At 40.6% G+C, this 19,684-nt stretch carries 17 protein-coding genes and 2 pseudogenes; 14 read left to right on the top strand and 5 right to left on the bottom strand.

Translation table 11 applies throughout. From position 1 onward, the window contains the following. Positions 1-15: 15 nt before the first annotated feature. The 6 genes and pseudogenes from N9I19_RS05305 to N9I19_RS05325 form a co-directional block, all read left to right on the top strand. A pseudogene (locus tag N9I19_RS05305) lies at positions 16-882 on the top strand (amidohydrolase); the annotation flags it as partial. Continuing rightward, positions 871-1,215: an FIMAH domain-containing protein gene (locus N9I19_RS25175; RefSeq protein WP_411730406.1), complete on the top strand. Its 345-nt coding sequence runs from the start codon at positions 871-873 to the stop codon at positions 1,213-1,215. The pseudogene N9I19_RS05305 and the gene N9I19_RS25175, both read left to right, overlap by 12 nt. 486 nt (positions 1,216-1,701) lie before the next feature. Then, positions 1,702-3,057: an APC family permease gene (locus N9I19_RS05310; RefSeq protein ID WP_061461895.1), complete on the top strand. Its 1,356-nt coding sequence runs from the start codon at positions 1,702-1,704 to the stop codon at positions 3,055-3,057. A gap of 27 nt (positions 3,058-3,084) precedes the next feature. Further along, on the top strand, positions 3,085-4,710 hold the full coding sequence (locus N9I19_RS05315) for an amidohydrolase (protein WP_317777182.1): 1,626 nt from the start codon (positions 3,085-3,087) through the stop codon (positions 4,708-4,710). Between the two features lie 32 nt (positions 4,711-4,742). Beyond that, on the top strand, positions 4,743-5,642 hold the full coding sequence (locus N9I19_RS05320; RefSeq protein ID WP_317777183.1) for a carbon-nitrogen hydrolase: 900 nt from the start codon (positions 4,743-4,745) through the stop codon (positions 5,640-5,642). Between the two features lie 561 nt (positions 5,643-6,203). Then, positions 6,204-6,344 (top strand): hypothetical protein, encoded by a 141-nt coding sequence (locus N9I19_RS05325; RefSeq protein WP_155727232.1) that lies wholly within the window; start codon positions 6,204-6,206, stop codon positions 6,342-6,344. A 516-nt stretch (positions 6,345-6,860) separates the two neighbouring features. Here the strand turns inward: N9I19_RS05325 and N9I19_RS25180 are convergent. Further along, positions 6,861-7,082: pseudogene (locus tag N9I19_RS25180) on the bottom strand (2-oxo-4-hydroxy-4-carboxy-5-ureidoimidazoline decarboxylase); the annotation flags it as partial. Positions 7,083-7,402: 320 nt separating this feature from the next. Then, positions 7,403-9,019, bottom strand: a complete 1,617-nt coding sequence (locus N9I19_RS05330) for a PucR family transcriptional regulator (RefSeq protein WP_317777184.1) — start codon at positions 9,017-9,019, stop codon at positions 7,403-7,405. A 386-nt stretch (positions 9,020-9,405) separates the two neighbouring features. Between N9I19_RS05330 and N9I19_RS25185 the strand changes: the two genes are divergently transcribed. The 4 genes from N9I19_RS25185 to N9I19_RS05345 all read left to right on the top strand — a co-directional run bounded on the left by N9I19_RS25185 (position 9,406) and on the right by N9I19_RS05345 (position 13,686). Beyond that, positions 9,406-9,684: a Rieske 2Fe-2S domain-containing protein gene (locus N9I19_RS25185; protein WP_411730404.1), complete on the top strand. Its 279-nt coding sequence runs from the start codon at positions 9,406-9,408 to the stop codon at positions 9,682-9,684. Between the two features lie 66 nt (positions 9,685-9,750). Further along, positions 9,751-10,998: an allantoate deiminase gene (allC, locus tag N9I19_RS05335; RefSeq protein WP_317777185.1), complete on the top strand. Its 1,248-nt coding sequence runs from the start codon at positions 9,751-9,753 to the stop codon at positions 10,996-10,998. 14 nt (positions 10,999-11,012) lie between these two features. Continuing rightward, the gene (locus N9I19_RS05340) at positions 11,013-12,275 is read left to right on the top strand and encodes a pyridoxal-phosphate-dependent aminotransferase family protein (protein ID WP_317777186.1); all 1,263 of its coding nucleotides are present in this window, start codon (positions 11,013-11,015) and stop codon (positions 12,273-12,275) included. Positions 12,276-12,306: 31 nt separating this feature from the next. Further along, entirely contained in the window at positions 12,307-13,686 is a 1,380-nt protein-coding gene (locus N9I19_RS05345) for an allantoinase (RefSeq protein ID WP_317777187.1), read from the top strand. 166 nt (positions 13,687-13,852) lie between these two features. On the opposite strand, the gene N9I19_RS05350 is transcribed toward N9I19_RS05345, so the two are convergent. The 3 genes from N9I19_RS05350 to N9I19_RS05360 are packed head-to-tail and all read right to left on the bottom strand — an operon-like array spanning position 13,853 to position 16,216. After that, on the bottom strand, positions 13,853-14,299 hold the full coding sequence (locus N9I19_RS05350) for a PaaI family thioesterase (protein ID WP_317777188.1): 447 nt from the start codon (positions 14,297-14,299) through the stop codon (positions 13,853-13,855). Positions 14,300-14,315: 16 nt separating this feature from the next. Further along, the gene (locus N9I19_RS05355; protein WP_317777189.1) at positions 14,316-15,866 is read right to left on the bottom strand and encodes a solute symporter family protein; all 1,551 of its coding nucleotides are present in this window, start codon (positions 15,864-15,866) and stop codon (positions 14,316-14,318) included. Next, a complete protein-coding gene (locus N9I19_RS05360; RefSeq protein WP_089364449.1) occupies positions 15,863-16,216 on the bottom strand; it encodes a DUF485 domain-containing protein in 354 nt (117 codons plus the stop codon). The genes N9I19_RS05355 and N9I19_RS05360 overlap by 4 nt, the downstream gene beginning before the upstream one ends. A gap of 278 nt (positions 16,217-16,494) precedes the next feature. On the opposite strand from N9I19_RS05360, the gene N9I19_RS05365 reads away from it, so the two are divergent. From N9I19_RS05365 to paaA, 4 genes are all read left to right on the top strand, one after another. Continuing rightward, on the top strand, positions 16,495-17,823 hold the full coding sequence (locus N9I19_RS05365; RefSeq protein ID WP_317777190.1) for a phenylacetate--CoA ligase family protein: 1,329 nt from the start codon (positions 16,495-16,497) through the stop codon (positions 17,821-17,823). Between the two features lie 36 nt (positions 17,824-17,859). After that, positions 17,860-18,084 carry an NAD(P)/FAD-dependent oxidoreductase gene (locus N9I19_RS05370; protein ID WP_089364447.1) on the top strand — a complete coding sequence of 75 codons (225 nt, stop codon included), beginning with the start codon at positions 17,860-17,862 and terminating at the stop codon, positions 18,082-18,084. Positions 18,085-18,353: 269 nt separating this feature from the next. After that, positions 18,354-18,593, top strand: coding sequence for a ferredoxin (locus N9I19_RS05375; protein WP_317777191.1), 240 nt, complete (start codon positions 18,354-18,356; stop codon positions 18,591-18,593). A gap of 131 nt (positions 18,594-18,724) precedes the next feature. Next, positions 18,725-19,681 carry a 1,2-phenylacetyl-CoA epoxidase subunit PaaA gene (gene paaA, locus N9I19_RS05380; RefSeq protein WP_089364446.1) on the top strand — a complete coding sequence of 319 codons (957 nt, stop codon included), beginning with the start codon at positions 18,725-18,727 and terminating at the stop codon, positions 19,679-19,681. Positions 19,682-19,684: the final 3 nt, after the last annotated feature.

The raw sequence follows: 19,684 nt of genomic DNA on the forward strand, positions 1-19,684 counted from the left end.
ATTAATAACCAAGATTTGCTTAAAGCATTTGAAGATCTGGACAATGCAGGGAAATTGACCTTAAGATACGATTTAGGGTTATGGGCTGATGAAACCAAAGGGACAGAGCAGATTGGGAGATTTAAAGAAGCGCGTGACAAATATCAAGGAGAGTTGTACAAAATAGATACAATTAAAATATTTTCTGACGGCGTTGGTGACAATCAACTGGTTTGGGATCAAGAGATTTTAGAGGAGACCGTGGCTGCTTTAGATAAAGAGGGTTTCCGCGTCTATATCCATGCGATTGGCAATCAGGGTTTTTACCCCAGTGGTAATTCTTTGGACGCTTTTGAATATGCAGCTAAAGTAAATGGAAAAAGAGATTCCCGACATGTGATTACCCATCTCGACTAGGTTCGGGAAGATGATGTTTCCCGGTTTAAGGACTTAGGGGTAATACCTGTTCCTCAGCCCGCCTGGTTTGGTAATGATTGGTATGATGATGTGAGAGTTGAAGAGTTGAAGAATCTTAATCGGATGAATAGCTATTTTGAAGCCGGAATACCAGTTGCTTCATCAAGTGATTTTCCTTCCACCAGTGAATTTCTAAGTGACTTCCGGCCTTTTACAGGAATAGAGGTAGGGGTAACAAGATTGGATCGGGACAAAACCGATCAAACCGATCTAAAGAAAGTATTATGGCCTAAGGAAAAAGCATCTCTCGAGGAGATGATTACTAGCTATACAATCAACGGGGCTAATGTGATTTTCGCAGAGGATGAAAGAGGCTCTATTGTAGTGGGCAAAAAAGCGGACTTGATTGTTTTGGATAAAAATCTCTTCGAGATTCCAGAAACGGAAATTAATGAAACGAAGATCTTGTTGAATTTGTTCGAGGGGAAGGAAGTATTCCGTGATCCCACGTTTATAAATGCATCCTATATAAAGACACTTGTTGAGCAATTCGAAGAAGATGGGGAAATTGTCAACCATGGTGTTGCCCGTTCACTACAGGCACATTTGGATACAGTGGTCCGTTTTGAAAAACTGGAAGCAGCCAAAAGGATTGTCAAGCACCTTCAAAGGTTTAACAAGTTACTTGACAAGCATAAAAAAGATGGGTTGATATCCGAAGATGCGTATAACACCCTTAAAACTTGTACTGTTTCTTTAATTAAGAAGTGGCAAAAAGATTGCAATAAAGACTTGAGTTACCAAGTTGATGTCGAATAATGTAGTTTCAAGGGGAGGGATGTTGTTTGATTCGGGGTCTCTTTCTCATAAATAAATAAGTTTTGAGGGTTTTTCTCTATATGAGAGAATTCGGGAAATTAAAATCTAATAATTCGAATCGTCCTTCTTAGGGCTATATATCAATGGGAAAATGTCACAATAAGCATTAATACCATCTTAAACAATCGCGAGATTTGCGTGTCATACCAGATACAATTTATCGATGACGCCATTACAGCACGTAGCTTATTTCGAACCTTATTCGTATCAACCAGAATACACGGTGAGACATCTTCATAGCTAACGACTATTTATGCAATCTTAAATAATTGGTGCAATATTGCATAAAACTATTAATCTATTAAATAATCTGTATATTGTGATTATTTCGAATTTATCGGTAATTAAATCGTTAAATAATCAATCTCCGCTTGGTACGGTATTTGCATATAAGTTAATTAATCACGAATAAGGGTGGAGTGATACATGGAGAATGCAAAATTAAGACGTTCGTTAACAGTGTTTCCTTTAGTGCTATTTGGATTGGCTTATATGGCACCTACAACAGTGTTTTCTACTTATGGGGTTGTTGCGGAAATAACGAAAGGGATGGTGCCTGCTGCTTATATCATAGCTTTAGTTGGTATGTTATTTACAGCCTATAGTTATGGTCAAATGGTTAAGGCCTACCCTGTTGCCGGTTCTGCATATACATTCACTCAAAAGGCTTTTAATCCTCACCTTGGATTCCTAGTGGGCTGGGTTATCCTATTGGACTATTTATTTTTGCCAATGATCAATGGATTACTGATCGCCATTTACTTAAACGCATATTTTCCATCCGTTCCTTTTTCCGTCTGGTTAATTGGCTTTGTAATTTTAATCACCACTGTAAATATAATTGGAGTGAAAATAGCAACAAAAATAAACCTTTTACTAGTTGCCTGTCAATTCTTAATAATAGTTATATTTACATTCCTGTCAATTAAAGGGTTACTTAACGGAATGGGTTCAGGAACATTATTCATGAGTTCTCCATTTGTGAATGGAGATATACCACTATCTTTAGTATTAGCGGGATCTTCCATTTTATGTTTATCCTTTTTAGGATTTGATGCTGTTACTACATTTTCAGAGGAAACCATTAATCCTAAAAAAGTAATACCAAAGGCTATTTTCCTCGTCGCATTAATAGGGGGAGGTCTGTTTGTCACCATCTCATACATCAGTTACCTTGTTTACCCAAATTTCCAAGCCTTTAAAGATGCAGATTCCGCCTCCTTGGAAATTGCTATGTACATCGGGGGTAATTTATTTCAATCTATTTTTCTAGCAGGTTATATTACCGGGGGGCTGGCGTCTGGTTTATCAGCTCATGCAAGTGTTTCGCGACTTTTGTATGCGATGGGGAGAGATGGAGTTCTTCCAAAGAGAATTTTCGGTCATATTCATCCAAAATTTCAAACTCCAACACACAACATCATCTTAGTGGGCATTTTTGCTTTATCTGCGTTATTTATTGATTTAGTGACAGCATCATCCTTTATTAACTTTGGAGCGCTCGTGGCATTTACGTTTGTTAATCTTTCGGTTATTTCCCATTATTTTATTAAAGAAAAACAGCGAAACGGAATTAACACACTAAAGTACCTAATATTGCCGCTGATTGGTACTGGTTTCACAATTTGGTTATGGACAAGTCTTGATTCAAAGGCACTTTTACTCGGACTAGGATGGTTTGGAATTGGTTTCATCATGCTCCTTTCTAATACGAAAATGTTTAGTAAACGGCCACCAGAGCTTTCTTTTGATAGTGCGATTGAAAAAGAAATTCAAGCATAAAAGCTATATTCATTGAGGAGGATAAAAATGGTAAAGGCAGACATCATTCTTTCTGGTCAACATGTTTTCACTGGGTTACAAGATGAGCCAATAAAAGCAGCTATCGCTATTAAAGATAATAAAATTATTAAAATCGGTTCTAAAGAAGATATAATGTCATTCCTTGGAAATCAAACAAAAGTGTATGACATGGATGACGGACTAATTATTCCGGGATTTCATGATTTTCATATGCACATTATGATGGGAAGCATTTTACAGAAGGACAGTGCCAAATTATTTGATGCAGTTTCAGAAGAAGATGCAGCCAAAATAGTAGGTGAATTTGCAGAAACGAGACCAAATGATGAGTGGATATTTGGTGTCGGTTGGGATCATACCAATTGGAAGAACAAAGTGCTGCCACATAGAACAACACTAGATAAATATATTAGTGATCGCCCTGTTTTATTATTCAATGCAGAAGTGCATTACGCATGGATCAATAGTAAAGCAATGGAAATGATTCAATTAACGAGGGATACCCCAGATCCAGAATATGGAGAAATTGGAAAAGATGAAAATGGGGAACTGACAGGCCTTCTATTTGAACAGGCAATTGGGTATGCATCAGAACATGCCTACAAATTACCGAAAGATAAACGTGTAAAACTATTCCAAGGTTTTCTTAATGAAACAAAAAGATTGGGAATTACGTCCGTTAATGATTTATACGGAGCTAAAATTGCGCCAAATCCATTAGACGATCTTGAAATTTTTAAGGAATTTGAGAGAGAAGGGTTACTTACAACCAGAATTCACTTTTCGCCGGAGTTAAAAATGGATTTAGCTGTCGCAAAGGAATTACAAAAAAATTATCAGTCAGACAAGCTCACCTTTTCTGGATTAAAACAATTTATAGATGGTGTTGTGACAAGTCATACTGCTTTTTTATTGGATCATTACAAAGACCGTCCAGATACAAAAGGCGGAACAACTTATCCAGCTGAAACAATTAAACAATTAGTAAAAAAGGCAGATAAGGAAAATTTTCAAATTCGTTTCTATGCAATTGGTAACGGTGCAGTCCGCCTAGCATTGGATGCATTTGAAGAAGCGAGAAACGTAAATGGAGAAAGAGACGCTAGACATGTCATTGAACATGTGGAGGTATTGCATCCGGATGATGTTCATCGCTTTAAGGAATTGGATGTAATCGCTTCCTTTCAACCTAAACACATTGAATTAATGGAAAGTGAGGCATATACAGCCAGGATCAGTGAAAAACAACAACCTCTCTATTATCCTATCAAAACACTAGTGGATACTGGTGCTAAAATTGCCTTTGGTACAGATTTTCCTGTAGTGCCCCTAAATCCTATGATGGGTATTTATCAGGCAATCACCAGAAAAGATTTAATCGGGAAGGCGTGGCAAGAGTCGGAAGGAATAACATTAGCTCAAGCGTTAAAATATTACACGGCTACACCGGCATTCGGGTCTTTCAGAGATAAAGAATTAGGCACTTTGGAAGCAGGGAAGATAGCGGATATCGCAGTATTAAATAAAAATTTATTTAGCATATCAACAGAGGAAATTCTTGAAACAGAAGTGAAGGTGACGATCATGGATGGAAAGGTCGTATATGAAAACCAGGTCGTCCAAAAGGTATAAGATAAAAAATATTAAAAGGAGGTAGTGAGAAAATGTCAAAAGTAAAAGTTGGCCTTATTCAAATTCATTGCGGAGAATTCATTGAGCAAAATATTCAAAAAACGATAGAGAAAATAAAAGAAACAGTAAATGAAGGTGCACAAATCGTTTGCCTACAGGAATTATTTTCTTCGCAATATTTTCCGCAAACGGTCAGTGTGAAAAATTATAATTTAGCTGAAGATGTAGATAGCGGTACATTAGCCGAAATGGGTGAATTAGCAAAGGAATTAGCAATTGTCTTGATTGTCCCTTTTTACGAAAGAGCAGGTGCCGGTATTTATTTTAATAGTGCAGCTGTATTTGATGCTGATGGAGAATGTTTAGGAATTACAAGAAAAAATCATATTCCGGATGGTCCCCAGTATCATGAAAAATATTATTTCGTTCCAGGCAATACAGGGTATCCTGTCTATGAAACCGCTTTTGGAAAAATAGGAGTCGGGATTTGCTGGGACGAGTGGTTTCCAGAAGTTGCCCGAATTTTGAGCTTACAAGGTGCAGAAATATTATTCTATCCTTCCGCTATTGGTTCAGAGCCAGATCATCCCGAGATATCAACAAGATCATCCTGGGAAAAGGCAATTTCCGCTCATGGCATTTCTAATGGTGTATTTGTTGCTGCGACAAATCGAGTGGGCCAGGAAAAGGATATGAATTTTTACGGCGGTTCATTCATTAGCGATACATTCGGGAATATTTTAGCTTCACTTGATGAGGAAGAAGGAATTATTGTGCAAGAAATTGATTTAAAAGAAATAGAAGAGACTAGAAAAATTCTGCAATTCTTTAGAGACCGTCGTGTCGATACATACGGCCCTATATTACAAAAAGAAATACTGCCGACCCCATCCCCTTCAAAAAAGGGAACAAGCAAAGCACTGTTTAGTTAATCATCAAAAACGGCAGGTATGATTACCTGCTCAGACTGTAGACAAAACTTGATAATGATTGAGTTTGCCGAATTTGTTATTTTACACTCCGGGCACTCGCTTACCGCGGTCCCCAAGGCGTCCTTTGCCCCTGTGGGTTCTCCCTTGGACGCGCTAATTTTTAGGTGGAGTTATTAGTGGTACAACTGAAAACACAGGTGTACCTGGTGTGCTTGCAGCAGTTACAAAACCGAATGCATTGTTTAGATAATCTATAGTTCAAAAGAAAAAAAACAATTTTCCTTTATGGAGAGTTGGTTTTTTACGCTGTTCAAATGGCCGTTAATGTAACAGCATTCTATTTCTTGCTTTAAAGAAATAACGTGTGAATTAGCTTTTGATCGGGGCTGTCGCTAAGGCGGCTTTTCCTTTATAGGACGGTTAGCGAAGAACAATATGGGAAATACTAAAAGAATGAAAATCTTACCGAATTTTCAGAAAAATACATTGACGGGAAATTACGGTTGTTATATATTATTAATAAGTTAAATTTATTGTTATATAACAGAAGGGGGAGTCAAGATGATGAATATTCAGGATAAAGCCTATGAAAGTTATTTAAAGATTTGTGAAAGGTATGAAATCGAGTCGATAAATTTCGACCACTTCATCAAAAACTTAACTAAAGATCAGTTGGATGAATACAGTAAATTAGCCGTTTAAATGAAAGGACGTGATTGCACAAGATGGACCTCCCGGTTGATGTAGATGTAGAAGCCAGTTAGAAACCCCACCAGTTGCTATGGGAACAGGTGGGGTTTCGTCATGTGTTTTAAGAGGTTATTTTTAATTACTCTACTTCATTAAGTAGAGGGGGGGGGAAATCAAAATTGATTTTAGTTGGAATGATAAAGAGGTATTTATTCGGAAAGCAAGGAAAAAATGGAACAGTTATAAAGTTGGGTAAATTGTTGGTATCGGAAATGATCATATTACATAGTAAGGTTAAGAGATGGAAAGCAAACGTGGATTAGGAAAGATAGGATTATACTTTGGTATTAATGGGTTCCCTAAGGGGAGTTTTTTATCCTAATCCACAATAATGGTTAAATTTGTAACAGGCCTTTCCGATAAATATTACAATTCGGTATTTTTCCTTTCAATTTTCCTGAACTCTTCTGAAAGTCCAAATAAGGTATCCAATACGGCTGTTTATAAGTCCTATTAATCCGCGCCGCGCTATTCCTTAATAGAATCATCACTCATTTCAACTTTGTCCCCAAAATTCGGGTGCTTCCTGATTAACATTAACTTTTCTTCCTTTGATGAATTGCTTACAATGTCCACCATGCATCGATGCAGGTTGATTATTGGTGAAAAGGGCCTATTGGCAGCCGATTTTTCTGCAATCCAAGGTGAATGTTCAAAAGTATCACCAAGGAACTTCGTGAACTCCTTTTCGCTTAGTGCATTTAGTGACTAAGGGTAATCATCTTCCAGGATCCTTTTATCTACTTTTTGCCATTTGTATCGGCACCAGGATGGCATCAACATACATGGTAAGAACATGCTGAAAACCCAAGAAGGCCTTGGACTTATTAATTCTTTCATTCATAAAAAAACTCCTTTCCTAACTTGTTGTCGTATTATATCGCGCCGTTTTGTTCTGATTAATATTATCAAAATTAAAAATAAGAGAATTGTAATTAGTTAGATTATACAATTTTTGGCCGTTGATATAGACAACTTGCATAAAGTGAAAGGAGGTGAGACTGATGTTTTTATAGATTGAGTAAGGATTTAATGCGAAGGGCAAGTCGTATCTGGAGTGTGGTCTCTGAATCTTTTAAGCTCTTGCCGAGTAGCTCTTCACATTTCTCGAGTCTGTAAACAACGGTGTTCCGGTGAACGAATAATCTTTTAGCAGTTTCGGATATTTGGCAATGCGTTTCGAGATAGACGGATAATGTCTCTAATAAGGATTGCTCCTCCTCGGTGAAAATTTTTGAAAATCCCTGTAGTGCAAAAAGATAAAAGTTCTTTAAGTCTTCTTCGGGGATGATTCTCAATAATTCCATAATATCCTTCGTCTGGAAAGCTTGGATATATTCTGTCCTTTTCGAACGACCTCCTTCCAGAAGGGAGTCGTTCGCTTCTTTGTAAGAGTTTTTTGTTTGTAAAAAACTTGGGCTCATAAGGCTCACTCCGAAAGAAATCGTGCAGTCGAACTGGCTGGATATTATCTTCTGCAATGATTTAAGCGAGATTTCGACAGTTTGGAGAACATCGGCAAAGACTCCACTCACTTCGTATAAAAGAATGCATTTCTTACCTTTTGTAAAGAGATGGATGGGATTAGGTGATATGCGAAGCTCATCTTCTAAAAACTCGTATATCGAATCAGCCCTACGTTGCAGCTGTGTGTAACTTTTGGCCAATTCGGATTCATCGATTTTTCCGACTGCACATATATAGGCTTGTTCATTATTTAAGGAAAACTCTTTTGCCCGGTTTATGATTTCCTCTTGTGAGGAGAAACTGCCATCCAGAAAATGAAGGAAGAAATCATTTCGGGTATTTCGATCATGCTGTTTAAGGGCATGCTCTTTCATCAAGGCAAAAGAAATGACATTAGTTGCCTGCTCTATCGTCAGTGTTATGAGGTTATCACTAGTCTTGATTTCTCCTGATATCGTCAAATAGCCGATTTTTTCTTCATACATATAGATGGGGAATATTGTATAGGTTCGTTTATTGGATAGAGATGAAAAGGAAATGAATGAAGTTTTGGTTTTATGAAATCGGAATCCTTCATCACTCATTTTTTTGATTATTGGAATAATTCCGGATGTTGAAATTGGATGGAATATCGGATTAAGATACTGGTCAATTAATATGATGGGGTATCCAATCATATCCGATAAATGATCAAGGAGCTTTTGTATTCCTTTCCCCCGCATGATTAAGTTTGTGAATTGCTTATGTGTTTCCATTGCAAATGTCAATTCCGCTGCCCGTTGATCCAAAATCCCCCGTAATGTATGGTTGATAATTTCCCCAAGTGACATTTCTGCCGGGAGATCAATGATTGGAAGGGATAATTCATTGGCAAGAACCAGCACGTCCTCAGGAATTTCTTTTAGAAATCTACTTGTCTTTATCCCGAGGGCTGCGCAACCCTGGTTTGCCATCGCTTCGACGAGTGATGACAAAAGGTGTGGGTTATCCTTTACGTGATAAGCCGTGGTCACAAGGAATTCATTTGGTTTTAAAAAGTTGATGATATCTGGAGCATCCATCATGTTGACTGTCTGGACTTTGCGTTCGTTCCCTGTTTCTCCGGCAATTATATTCATACCGGTTAAAGCGGGCATTGTTAAAAGATCTGTTACCTTCATCTGAAACACCTCATTTGGGGAAAATAAATTATTGAGTGTGATTTTATAAATACAGCTGTATATGAATCCAATGAATTGAATCGGGTTTTACATGTCCTGTATATCTTGAATCATTACGATTACACACATGCTTTGCGGATTTTAATTATCATATCATACAAATCCTTTGGCATATCTTACGAACTTCATTGTTTGGTTTATTGTTAGGTTGTATAAAAATAGGTTTTTGTGTAAAGTTTTATAAAAATTAACGTGAGAATAAGGGCGGCGATAAAATGAGTGAAAGCACAGTTGCTTCAAGTAAGAAAAAAAGAGTAACGCCGTTTTCGAAAGAATGCAGATTCGGCTATGATTAATGGGATGTATTATCGCAATATTGGTTTCGTGTGGCTGCAGTGGGGGAAGTGTCGGAAAAACCGATAGGCATTAAACTTCTGGGTGTACACCTTGTCCTTTATCGGGCCAGTGGGAAGATTATCGTTGCAAGGGACCTTTGTCTGCATCGTGGTGGGCGGAGAGTGATGAAATCGTATGCACTTACCACGGTTTTCGGCACCCTCTTCTTTTACAGGCATTATTTGATTGCTTTTCGTTGGTCATTTTGCACAAAAAAACACCAAAATACTAACGAAAATGTCAATGAAGTTATAGGTGAAAGGAAGTAAAATAATAGATAACATAAATTTGTGAATATTCATAACATGAGTGGATATTGGAAGGGAGGCGATGGGATGGGCATTCAAATCGAACAGTCCATAAATGAAAAGGACGAAGTTGCTTCGATGATTGAATGGTTAGCATCTTTCGGGGCAACGAAGAGTGATGGGGTTACACGGTTATTATATTCCGAGGAATGGATGAGCGCTCAGCAGGCAATGAAAGCTGAGATGGAAAAAGAAAACCTTATTACATATTTTGATAGTGTAGGCAACTTGTTTGGCAGGCTTGAGGGAACGGGCCCCTCCGGTGAAACCATTTTGACCGGCTCTCATATAGACACGGTCAAGGATGGGGGGAAATATGACGGCGCATATGGGGTCGTCGCTAGTTTCCTGGCAGTTAAGAGGCTGTATAAAGCCTATGGAAAACCGCGGAAGACGATTGAAGTCGTTTCTTTTTGTGAAGAGGAAGGAAGCAGATTTCCCTTAACGTTTTGGGGATCGGGGAATATTAAAGGAGTCTATGGTCTTGAGCATGTCAGGGATTTAAAGGATACTGAAGGAATTCCTTTTTTGGAAGCCATGAAAAAATCAGGGTTTGAACCTGATGCCTATATAACCCCGGTCCGCGATGACATTGAACGGTTTGTCGAAATTCATATAGAACAGGGGATGGTCCTTGAAAAGAATGAGAATACAATTGGGGTCGTCAGCCATATTGTCGGGCAGCGCCGTTATACGGTGAAAATCATTGGTGAGAGCGATCATGCAGGGACCACTCCCATGTCCTATAGGAAGGATGCAGTCGGTTTTGCTTCTGAATTCATTTCTTTTTTAACGAAAAAAGCGAAGGACATGGACCCGGGTTTAGTTGCGACTGTCGGCAGAATGAATGTTAAACCTAATGTCCCGAATGTCATTGCTGGTGAAGTGGAGTTCAGTCTCGATATCAGACACTACGAGGAAGTGGTTCTTGAAAGATTTTGTCAGGAAATCTTTTCGACTTTCGATTCCTTGGCAAAAGAAGGTGAAATGAAGCTGGAGGTTTCACAATGGATGGATGTCAAACCTGTCGCGATGGATCGGGAAATGAATCGCCTTGCCCGAAAGATAGCTGAAGATAAAAATATACCTTTTCAAGATATGGTCAGCGGAGCCGGGCATGATGCACAGGTATTTGGTTCGTATTGTCCGACGTGCCTGCTGTTCGTTCCAAGTAAGGGTGGGATCAGCCATTCGCCTAAGGAGTTTACGAGTGTTGCGGATATGGAAAAGGGAATCGACGTTTTAAGTGAAATACTATATAAATTAGCCTATTAAAAGGAGTGGTTAAAATGGCATATTCAGAATTGAATGCACCGATGAGAACGATCATGACACCAGGCCCGGTCGAAGTGGACCCGCGTGTCTTAAGGGCGATGAGCACACCGATATTAGGGCAATTCGATCCTGCATTCACTACTATCATGAATGAAGTGATGGAAATGCTGCGTTTGGTTTTTCAAACGAAAAATAAATGGGCGTTCCCGATAGATGGCACCTCAAGATCGGGTAATGAAGCGATTCTATGCAGCATCATTGAGCCGGGAGATAAAGTACTGGTTCCGATATTCGGAAGATTCGGTCACTTGTTGGTGGAAATTTGTGAGCGATACGGAGCTGAAGTCCATACGATGGAATGTCCTTGGGGAGAGGTGTTCGAACCGCAAGCTGTAATCGCGGAAATCAAGAAGGTCTCCCCTAAAATAACAGCGATCGTCCATGGGGAAACTTCCACTGGTTGTATGCAGCCTTTGAAGGAAATCGGGTCGGCCTGCCGTGAATTGGGTGTCCTGCTTGTGGTGGATGCGGTTGCCTCCATTGGGGGCACCGATGTAAAGGTGGATGAATGGTGTATTGATGGATTGATAGGCGGGACACAAAAGTGCTTGTCCGTTCCTTCAGGTATGGCACCGATTACGTATAACGAGCGAATAGAAGAAATTATTCAGTCCCGCAAAAAGGTGGAGCGTGGCATTGCGACGGATGAAGACAAACAAAAGATCTCGGTCCGCCTTCCGATCACCAGTAATTATTTCGATTTAAGCATGCTGCAGGATTATTGGGGTCCGCGCCGTTTGAATCACCATACAGAAGCGACTTCCATGATTTATGCATTGCGTGAAGGATTGCGCCTTGTGCTTGAAGAAGGTCTGGAGACGCGTTTTGCCCGTCATGAACTCCACGAAGCTGCTCTCGTTGAAGGGATCAAGGCGATGGGACTAACGTTATTCGGGGATGGGAAAAACAAACTTCCGTGTGTAACTTGTATCGAAATTCCAAAAGGAATCGATGGGGAAGCTGTAAGAGCCATGCTGTTGAATGAATTCAGTATCGAAATCGCTTCCTCGTTTGGTCCGCTTCATGGGAAAATCTGGAGGATCGGGACCATGGGATTCAGCTGTAGGAAAGAAAACATCCTCTTTGTATTGGCCTCCTTGGAAGCTGTCCTTTTGCGCCAGGGGTTCCAAGTGAATCGGGGAGAGGCTTTGCAGGCTGCACTCGATGTGTATGTGGGAAAGACGGAGAAAGTGGTTGCATCCAGGGGAACTCTTTGATTTTATAAAACTATTTTGGAGGAGTTGTCGTATGTCAATATATGATCTTATTATCCGCAATGGGTATGTAGTTTTTCCTGATGAAGTGAAGAAGGCTGATCTTGCAATCCGGGATGGGGTGATTGTTAAGGTTGGGGATCATCTGGATGGTAAAGCGAATGAAGAGTATGAAGCGGATGGCCAGCATATCTTTCCTGGTATGATTGATGTCCATGTGCATTTTAGTGAACCTGGCCGCGCTCATTGGGAAGGCTTTGAAAAAGGATCGCAAATGATGGCAGCGGGAGGCTGCACCACATATTTCGATATGCCCTTGAATGGAATCCCTTCAACCATCGATCGAAAGGCTCTCCTTGAAAAGGGCAAAATCGGTGGGATGAAGTCGGTTATAGACTTTGGATTATGGGGAGGACTGGTTCCGGGAAATATCGATGATTTAGAGGATCTCGCCAAATCCGGAGTGATCGGATTTAAAGCTTTTCTCTCAGCGACGGGAAATGAGGAGTTTGAACGAGCGGATGATTTCACCCTTTTACATGGAATGAAGAAAATTGCAGAATTGGGCAAGGTATTGGCCCTTCATGCGGAAAGTGATCCGATCACTCAGTGGTTTAAGCAGGATAAAGAGAAGAATGGACTATTCAGTGCAAATGATTATGCTGCTACAAGACCTGTGCAAGCGGAAGCGGAGGCTGTGGGACGTGCCATTACATATGCAGAGTTAACAGGCTGTCCGCTGCACTTTGTCCACATTAGCAGTAGTTTGGCCATCGGAAAAATTGAATCGGCCAAACAAAAGGGACTGGATGTGACGGTTGAGACGTGTCCGCATTATTTATTATTTAATCAGGATCATTTAATAGAAAAAGGCGCAGTTGCAAAATGTGCTCCACCACTAAGGGAAAGAGAAGAACAAGAAAGATTGATTGCCCATTTAATGGAAGGTAAATTCGATATGATTTCTTCCGACCACTCACCATGCCCTCATGAGCTGAAAGATCCTGCCGTACATAATATTTTTGAAGCGTGGGGCGGAATAAGCGGAGGGCAATTTTCGCTAATGTCGATGATAGAGTTGGCTGTATTACAAGATATCCCGCTTCATAAAGTCGCTATGTGGACAGCTTCAGCCCCGGCAAAAAGATTTGGTCTCTCTTCTAGAAAAGGACAAATTAAGCACGGGATGGATGCGGACCTTGCTATCGTTTCCCTTAATGGTACGCATGAAGTTTCGGAAACGAATTTTTTCGCTAAACATAAGCAAAGCGTTTATATGGGCCATACCTTTCCTTGCCAAATCACGGCTACCATTAATAGAGGGAAAATAGTTTATCAGACTGATGTAATAAGTGAATGGGAGCGTGGGGAATGGTTAAAAGTGATAGATTCCGGTATTGCGGTCAATAACTAGGGAGAAGGCTTTGCAAATAAGGTTCAGGGCAATTGAATTCATTATAAGGGAGGGGGATTCCGAATCGGGAATCCCTCCTTTTTATCAGCTCTGCGTATGCATCATGGGCAAATCAAGGGGAAAAGAAACCGGACAAGTGGATTGCTTGTCCGGTTTCAAACGTTACTTATTCAACTTGGTCGACGAAATATTGATTTTTCCTGAATACCATCGCTTCCATGGTTGCGATCAATTCTCTTTCATTTAACACGTCTATTTTATACCATGCCAGTTTATGGTTTTTCTTTATCTCTTTCGCTCTAGCGGTTAAAGTCTCACCCCGTTTGCCAGCTGATAAGAAGTTGATGTTATTTGAAACGCCAACCGCTATTTTGCCATATGAATTGCTGGCTGCTGCGAACACATAATCAGCAAGTGAAAAGATAATGGCACCATGAACCGTTCCATGTGCATTTAGCATGTGGTCACTCGGAATCAATTCTGCTTCCGCTGTGCCGGGACCGAGTTTCGTCAATCTCATCCCGAGAAAAGAAGCATATGGTTCGTCGACAAGTACCTTTTTGATTTGGTCGTAATGCAATTCGTGAATATCCTGATCTAAATGTGTTGTCATGGAAATCTCCCTTCCTTTAATGGTCTTTTGCTGAACTTATTCCATATCCGGTGTTAGATTTGAACAGTACTTCAGGAAAACTGTTTTCCTCATCTTTTGCGTTTGACAGGATTGTACCTAAGTAGGCTCCAATAAAGCCAAGCGGTACGGTGAAAATGGTCGGGTTGCTCATCGTGAAGAGGGGATTGCCTGTGAAAATCCCCATTCCATGTTCCGGATTCCATACATTGGGACTGAGCATGACCAGTATGATGGAACTGAGTAACCCGAATAACATTCCTGTGATCGCTCCGGTTGCGTTGAAGCGTTTCCAATATATTGTGCAAAGGATGATCGGTAAATTGGCACTGGCAGCAATTCCAAGCGCAAGGACTGAAAGAAAAGCGACATTCATTGATTGTGCAAATAAAGCAAGTAAAATGGAAATGACCGCTACGCCGACCGAAGCCATTCGGGCAACGAGTATTTGCTGTTTTCCCGTAATATTTCCTTCCTTGATGATTTCACCGTATATATCATGTGCAAAAGCGGATGCCGACGTTAAAACAAGACCGGATACAACCGCTAAAATCGTGGCAAATGCCACAGCAGAAACGAATGCGAATAAAAATTCACCGCCCATGGTTAATGCAAGAAGGGGCGCGGCCATGTTTCCTGCCGAGTTCGCTTCGACGATCCGGTCAAAACCGACGAAAGATGCAGCACCGAAACCAAGGAAAATCGTCATGATGAAAAATATCCCTATAAACCATGTGGAATATACGACGGATTTCCTTGCAGTAGCTGCGTCTTTAACTGTAAAGAAGCGGACGAGCAAATGCGGAAGGCCTGCTGCTCCAAGGACAAGCGACATATTGAAGGAAATCATGTCAAGCCCATCGGTGTATTTATTCCCAGGATTCAAAAAATCCTTTCCGAGCGGTGTTGCAGTTTGAACATGATGGAACATCTCTGAAATGTTGAAATTAAAACGGGAAAATACGATGAACGTCAACACAGCGGAACCGCCTAGTAAGAGAAAAGCTTTGGTGATCTGCACCCAGCTTGTAGCCCTCATCCCGCCGAAAATTACATAAATCGTCATCAGTACACCGACAAGTAGGACGGAAAGCCAATAATCGATGCCGAGCAATAGTTTAATTAATCCCCCTGCACCAACAAGTTGTGCAATCATGTAAAAGATTGAAATGACAAGTGTGTTAGCCGCAGCTATCCCACGCACTTTTTTTGATTTAAAGCGTGCTGAAATCATGTCTGCCAGCGTAAACTTACCTAAATTACGAAGTGGTTCCGAGACAAGATAAAGTAAGACAAGAAAGGCAACAAGGTTCCCGATGCTCATATAAAAGCCATCAAAACCAATCAGTGCGATGGCACCTGTAATTCCCAGGAAAGAAGCGGCTGACATAAAGTCACCTGCGACGGCCAAACCATTTTGCCATGCTGTCAATCCGCCGCCGGCAGTATAAAAATCACTGGCATTTTTCGTTTTCTTAGAAGAGTAATAGGTTATTGTGAGCGTTAACAAAATGATGCCTAAAAAAAGCGTTAGGGATAAAATGCTCATTCGCCAAGCTCCTTTTCATATTTATTCAAGATGTTTTTAGCCATCTTGTCGTACTTCGCTGACTTTTTAATATAGACGAATCCTCCTATCCATACTACGGCAAATTGGAGAAGTGCATATACCCAAGCCCAAGTAATATGGAAGAAGGCTTCGCCTTTCAGTACGTCACTATAAGCAGCTAAAATTGGCAGAACAAAATAAAAGGCAAGAAAGAAGAGAGTGACAGGTACGATGAAAGCTTTTTTCTTTTGAATCAGTTCCTTGAATTCTTCCGTTTCAATTAATTGACGATACTTGTTTCCACTGTCATGACCTGCGGGTGAATGCCCCGTTTTAACCGGCGATTCCATAATAATCCCCCTTTTTATTATAGTACGAATTTAAAACGTCCGTAGGTAAAGTGATACATCACTGTTAAAGTTAACATAGTCAGAAAATTTAGTAAATTAGAAAATGTTTTTTGTTTATTCTGTCATTTTTTGCAGAATTGAAAAAAACATTATTGACAACGTAGAAACGACGTATTAATCTTGAAAATGAATCATAACGATAATTTGATACCCGTTTTATAAACGTTATGAAAGAGGGGTCGGATGGGACACGAGTAAAATTAAGGGGGACTGAAACAATGTACAATCCGGAAGTTGAAACGGCAACGCGTGCTGAAATGGAAAGTTTACAATTGGCACGTCTTAAGAAAACGTTAAGCCATGTATATGAAAATGTTTCTTATTACAGAGAAAAATTTGAAGAGCTGTGCCTTGATCCAGAAGATATTCAAACTCTAAACGATGTGACAAAGCTTCCATTTACAAAAAAACAGACTCTTCGTGATCATTATCCATTCGGTTTATTCGCAGTTCCAATGGAGGAAGTAACGCGTATTCATGGTTCATCAGGAACAAGCGGAAAGCCTACAATTGTCGGGTATACAAAAAACGATTTGGAAAACTGGGCAACGATCGTCGCACGTGGAATTGTAGCCGCTGGAGGTCAAAAATCAGATATTTTCCATAACGCATATGGATATGGTCTGTTTACGGGCGGACTTGGCCTCCATTGCGGTGCAGAAAAGCTGGGGGTAGCCACCGTACCAATTTCAGGGGGGAATACCGATCGCCAGATTACGATCATCAATGATTTTAAACCGCGCGGCATTTGTGGAACCCCTACTTATATTTTGAATCTCGCTGAAAAGATGGAGGAGATAGGGATTGACCCTGCTGATAATGGGCTTGAGTATGGTATTTTCGGAGCTGAGCCGTGGTCAGAGGCAATGAGGGCAACACTTGAAAGGAAACTGAATTTGAAAGCGATCGATATTTACGGACTAAGTGAAATCATGGGGCCAGGAGTTGCGATTGAATGCCATGAAGCACAGGATGGACTGCATATCGCAGAAGACCATTTTCTTGTCGAGGTCATTAACCCGGACACGCTTGAACTAGTTGAGGACGGCGAAGATGGGGAACTTGTCTTTACCAGCCTTACAAAGGAAGCGTTGCCAATCATTCGTTATCGTACAGGTGATATCGCCTCCATTACCCATGAACCTTGTAAATGCGGGCGTACCACAACAAGAATGTCCCGTGTGAAAGGCAGAACGGATGATATGATCATAGTCAGGGGAGTGAATGTATTCCCTTCTGAAATAGAGCGTGTGTTATTCCAAATGGAGGGAATTGTGCCTCATTATCAGATTCATCTCGTTAAGAAGGGGAAGATGGATGGTGTTGAACTGCACATTGAAATTGAAAGCGGTTTCTACAAGAAGATTGAAGAAGACTTAACGCATGGAGATGTAGAGATATTAAGGAAAACGATTCAGCATCATATGAAATCTGCATGTCTTGTAACGATGGATATTGTTGTCAACATTCCAAAAAGCATTCCGCGCTCAGAAGGAAAAGCCATTCGGGTCGTTGATAAGCGGAAAGATGAAGTGATTAGTTTATAACTGGCTGGAAAGGAGGGTGCCATTAGTTGGGTTTTAATGCTCGAGCCTTTCGCAAATCTTGTAAAGATTGCACACCGGAGGGGGAAATTCCGAGCTCATGAACATAGCGTTGAAAACCATGCGAATTCTGACGTTCAGTTTATGACTCCATCTGTCCCGATTGAATTACGTGGAGCAGAAGAAATCGATGTGGTGCTCGAAAATGTGATTGAAGGGGAAGAAGAGATACATAAAGCGGATGCCGCTGACTACGGGCTTTGAGTCCGATTAAAGTCTGGAATCCTGATATTGAAAAAAATGCGATTGCCGTTAATTCAAGAATGGAAATGAACATTCCGGGGATTTATGCCGCTGGGGATATCCGCATTTATGAAGGGAAAGTAAAGTTGAGCCAGTGAGTTTGGAGAAGCATCTACTGTAATCGGCAATGCAAAGGAACTTATCGATCCATTTTCAAAGGTTCAGCCCCTTCATGGCACAAGCTTAATGGAAAAGAAGAAGGATCTAATCATGAGAAGGAGGAAGGCATCTTGGCTAAATATACAGTTGTGGATCAAGAAACTTGCATTGCTTGCGGTGCGTGTGGTGCCGCTGCACCGGAAATCTTTGATTACAATGATGATGGAGTGGCATTTGTCATCCTCGATGAAAATGAAGGAACTGCAGTGGTCGCAGAAGATTTGTTTGATGATCTGGATGATGCAATGGAAGGCTGCCCAACAGAGTCAATTAAAGTGGAATCTTCACCGTTTAAAGTTTTAGTTGATTAAAAGAATCGTAAAATCCCCTTATAATTTCCTTTTATTTTGAAAAAAGAGACGGAATAGTCTTGCATTAAATATAACAGTAAAATATAATAACGTTATATAAACGTTATATTTAGATATGAGAGGTGAATTGGATGAACGTTCTTTTAAATGATATGGCAGAACAAGAAAAACTAAACCAATTTATTGCCAGAATCGAAGCAGGAGAAAAGATAGAAGCGGATGATTGGATGCCGGAAGATTACCGGGGCACACTCATCAAGTTAATATCGATGCATGGCATCAGTGAAATCATGGGAGCGCTTCCGGAAAAGGAATGGGTACCTAAAGCCCCGACTTTAAATAGGAAACTTGGAATCATGGCAAAGGTGCAGGATGAAATGGGGCATGGGCAATTATTGCTTCGGGTCGCCGAGGATTTGCTAAAGCCTTACAGTAAAAAACGGGATGACCTCATGCAAGATTTGTTTAAAGGAGATTTAAAGTTTCATAATGTTTTCCATATGGAAGCCAAATCCTGGGGCGATGCTGGATTGATTGGCTGGCTGGTTGATGGTGCAGCCATCATTTCCCAGACGAACATGCTTGGCGCCTCATACGGGCCTTATGCCCGGGCATTACAGAGGATTTGCGCGGAAGAAGTTTTTCACGCGCAGCATGGTGAAGCGATAATCATGGCTTTGGCTGAAGGGACGGAAGAACAAAGGAAATTGGTTCAAGACTCCATCAATTATTGGTGGGAATCTTTATTACTTTTCTTTGGACCTCCCAGTAAGAAAGAAGTGGGCACATCCAAACAGGATATTACGATTAAGTACAAAATCAGAACCAGTACGAATGAAGAACTTCGCCAAGCTTTTTTTTCAAAATATGTGAAGCGGATCCTTTCACTTGGCTTTACCATTCCAGATGAAACGCTTAGGTTTGACAAAGAGTCTGAAACCTGGATTTACCAACAACCCGATTGGGGGAAATTGAAGGTGTTCGCAAGGAATGAAGGTCCCCGTTCGCAGGATCGCTTAAGTCTTCGAAGAAATTCTTATGAAAAAAATAAATGGGTACGCGAGGCATTGGCGCCAAAGGTCATTTAAGGG

This window comes from Peribacillus sp. CSMR9, from assembly GCF_033141925.1.
Lineage (GTDB): Bacteria > Bacillota > Bacilli > Bacillales > DSM-1321 > Peribacillus > Peribacillus simplex_A.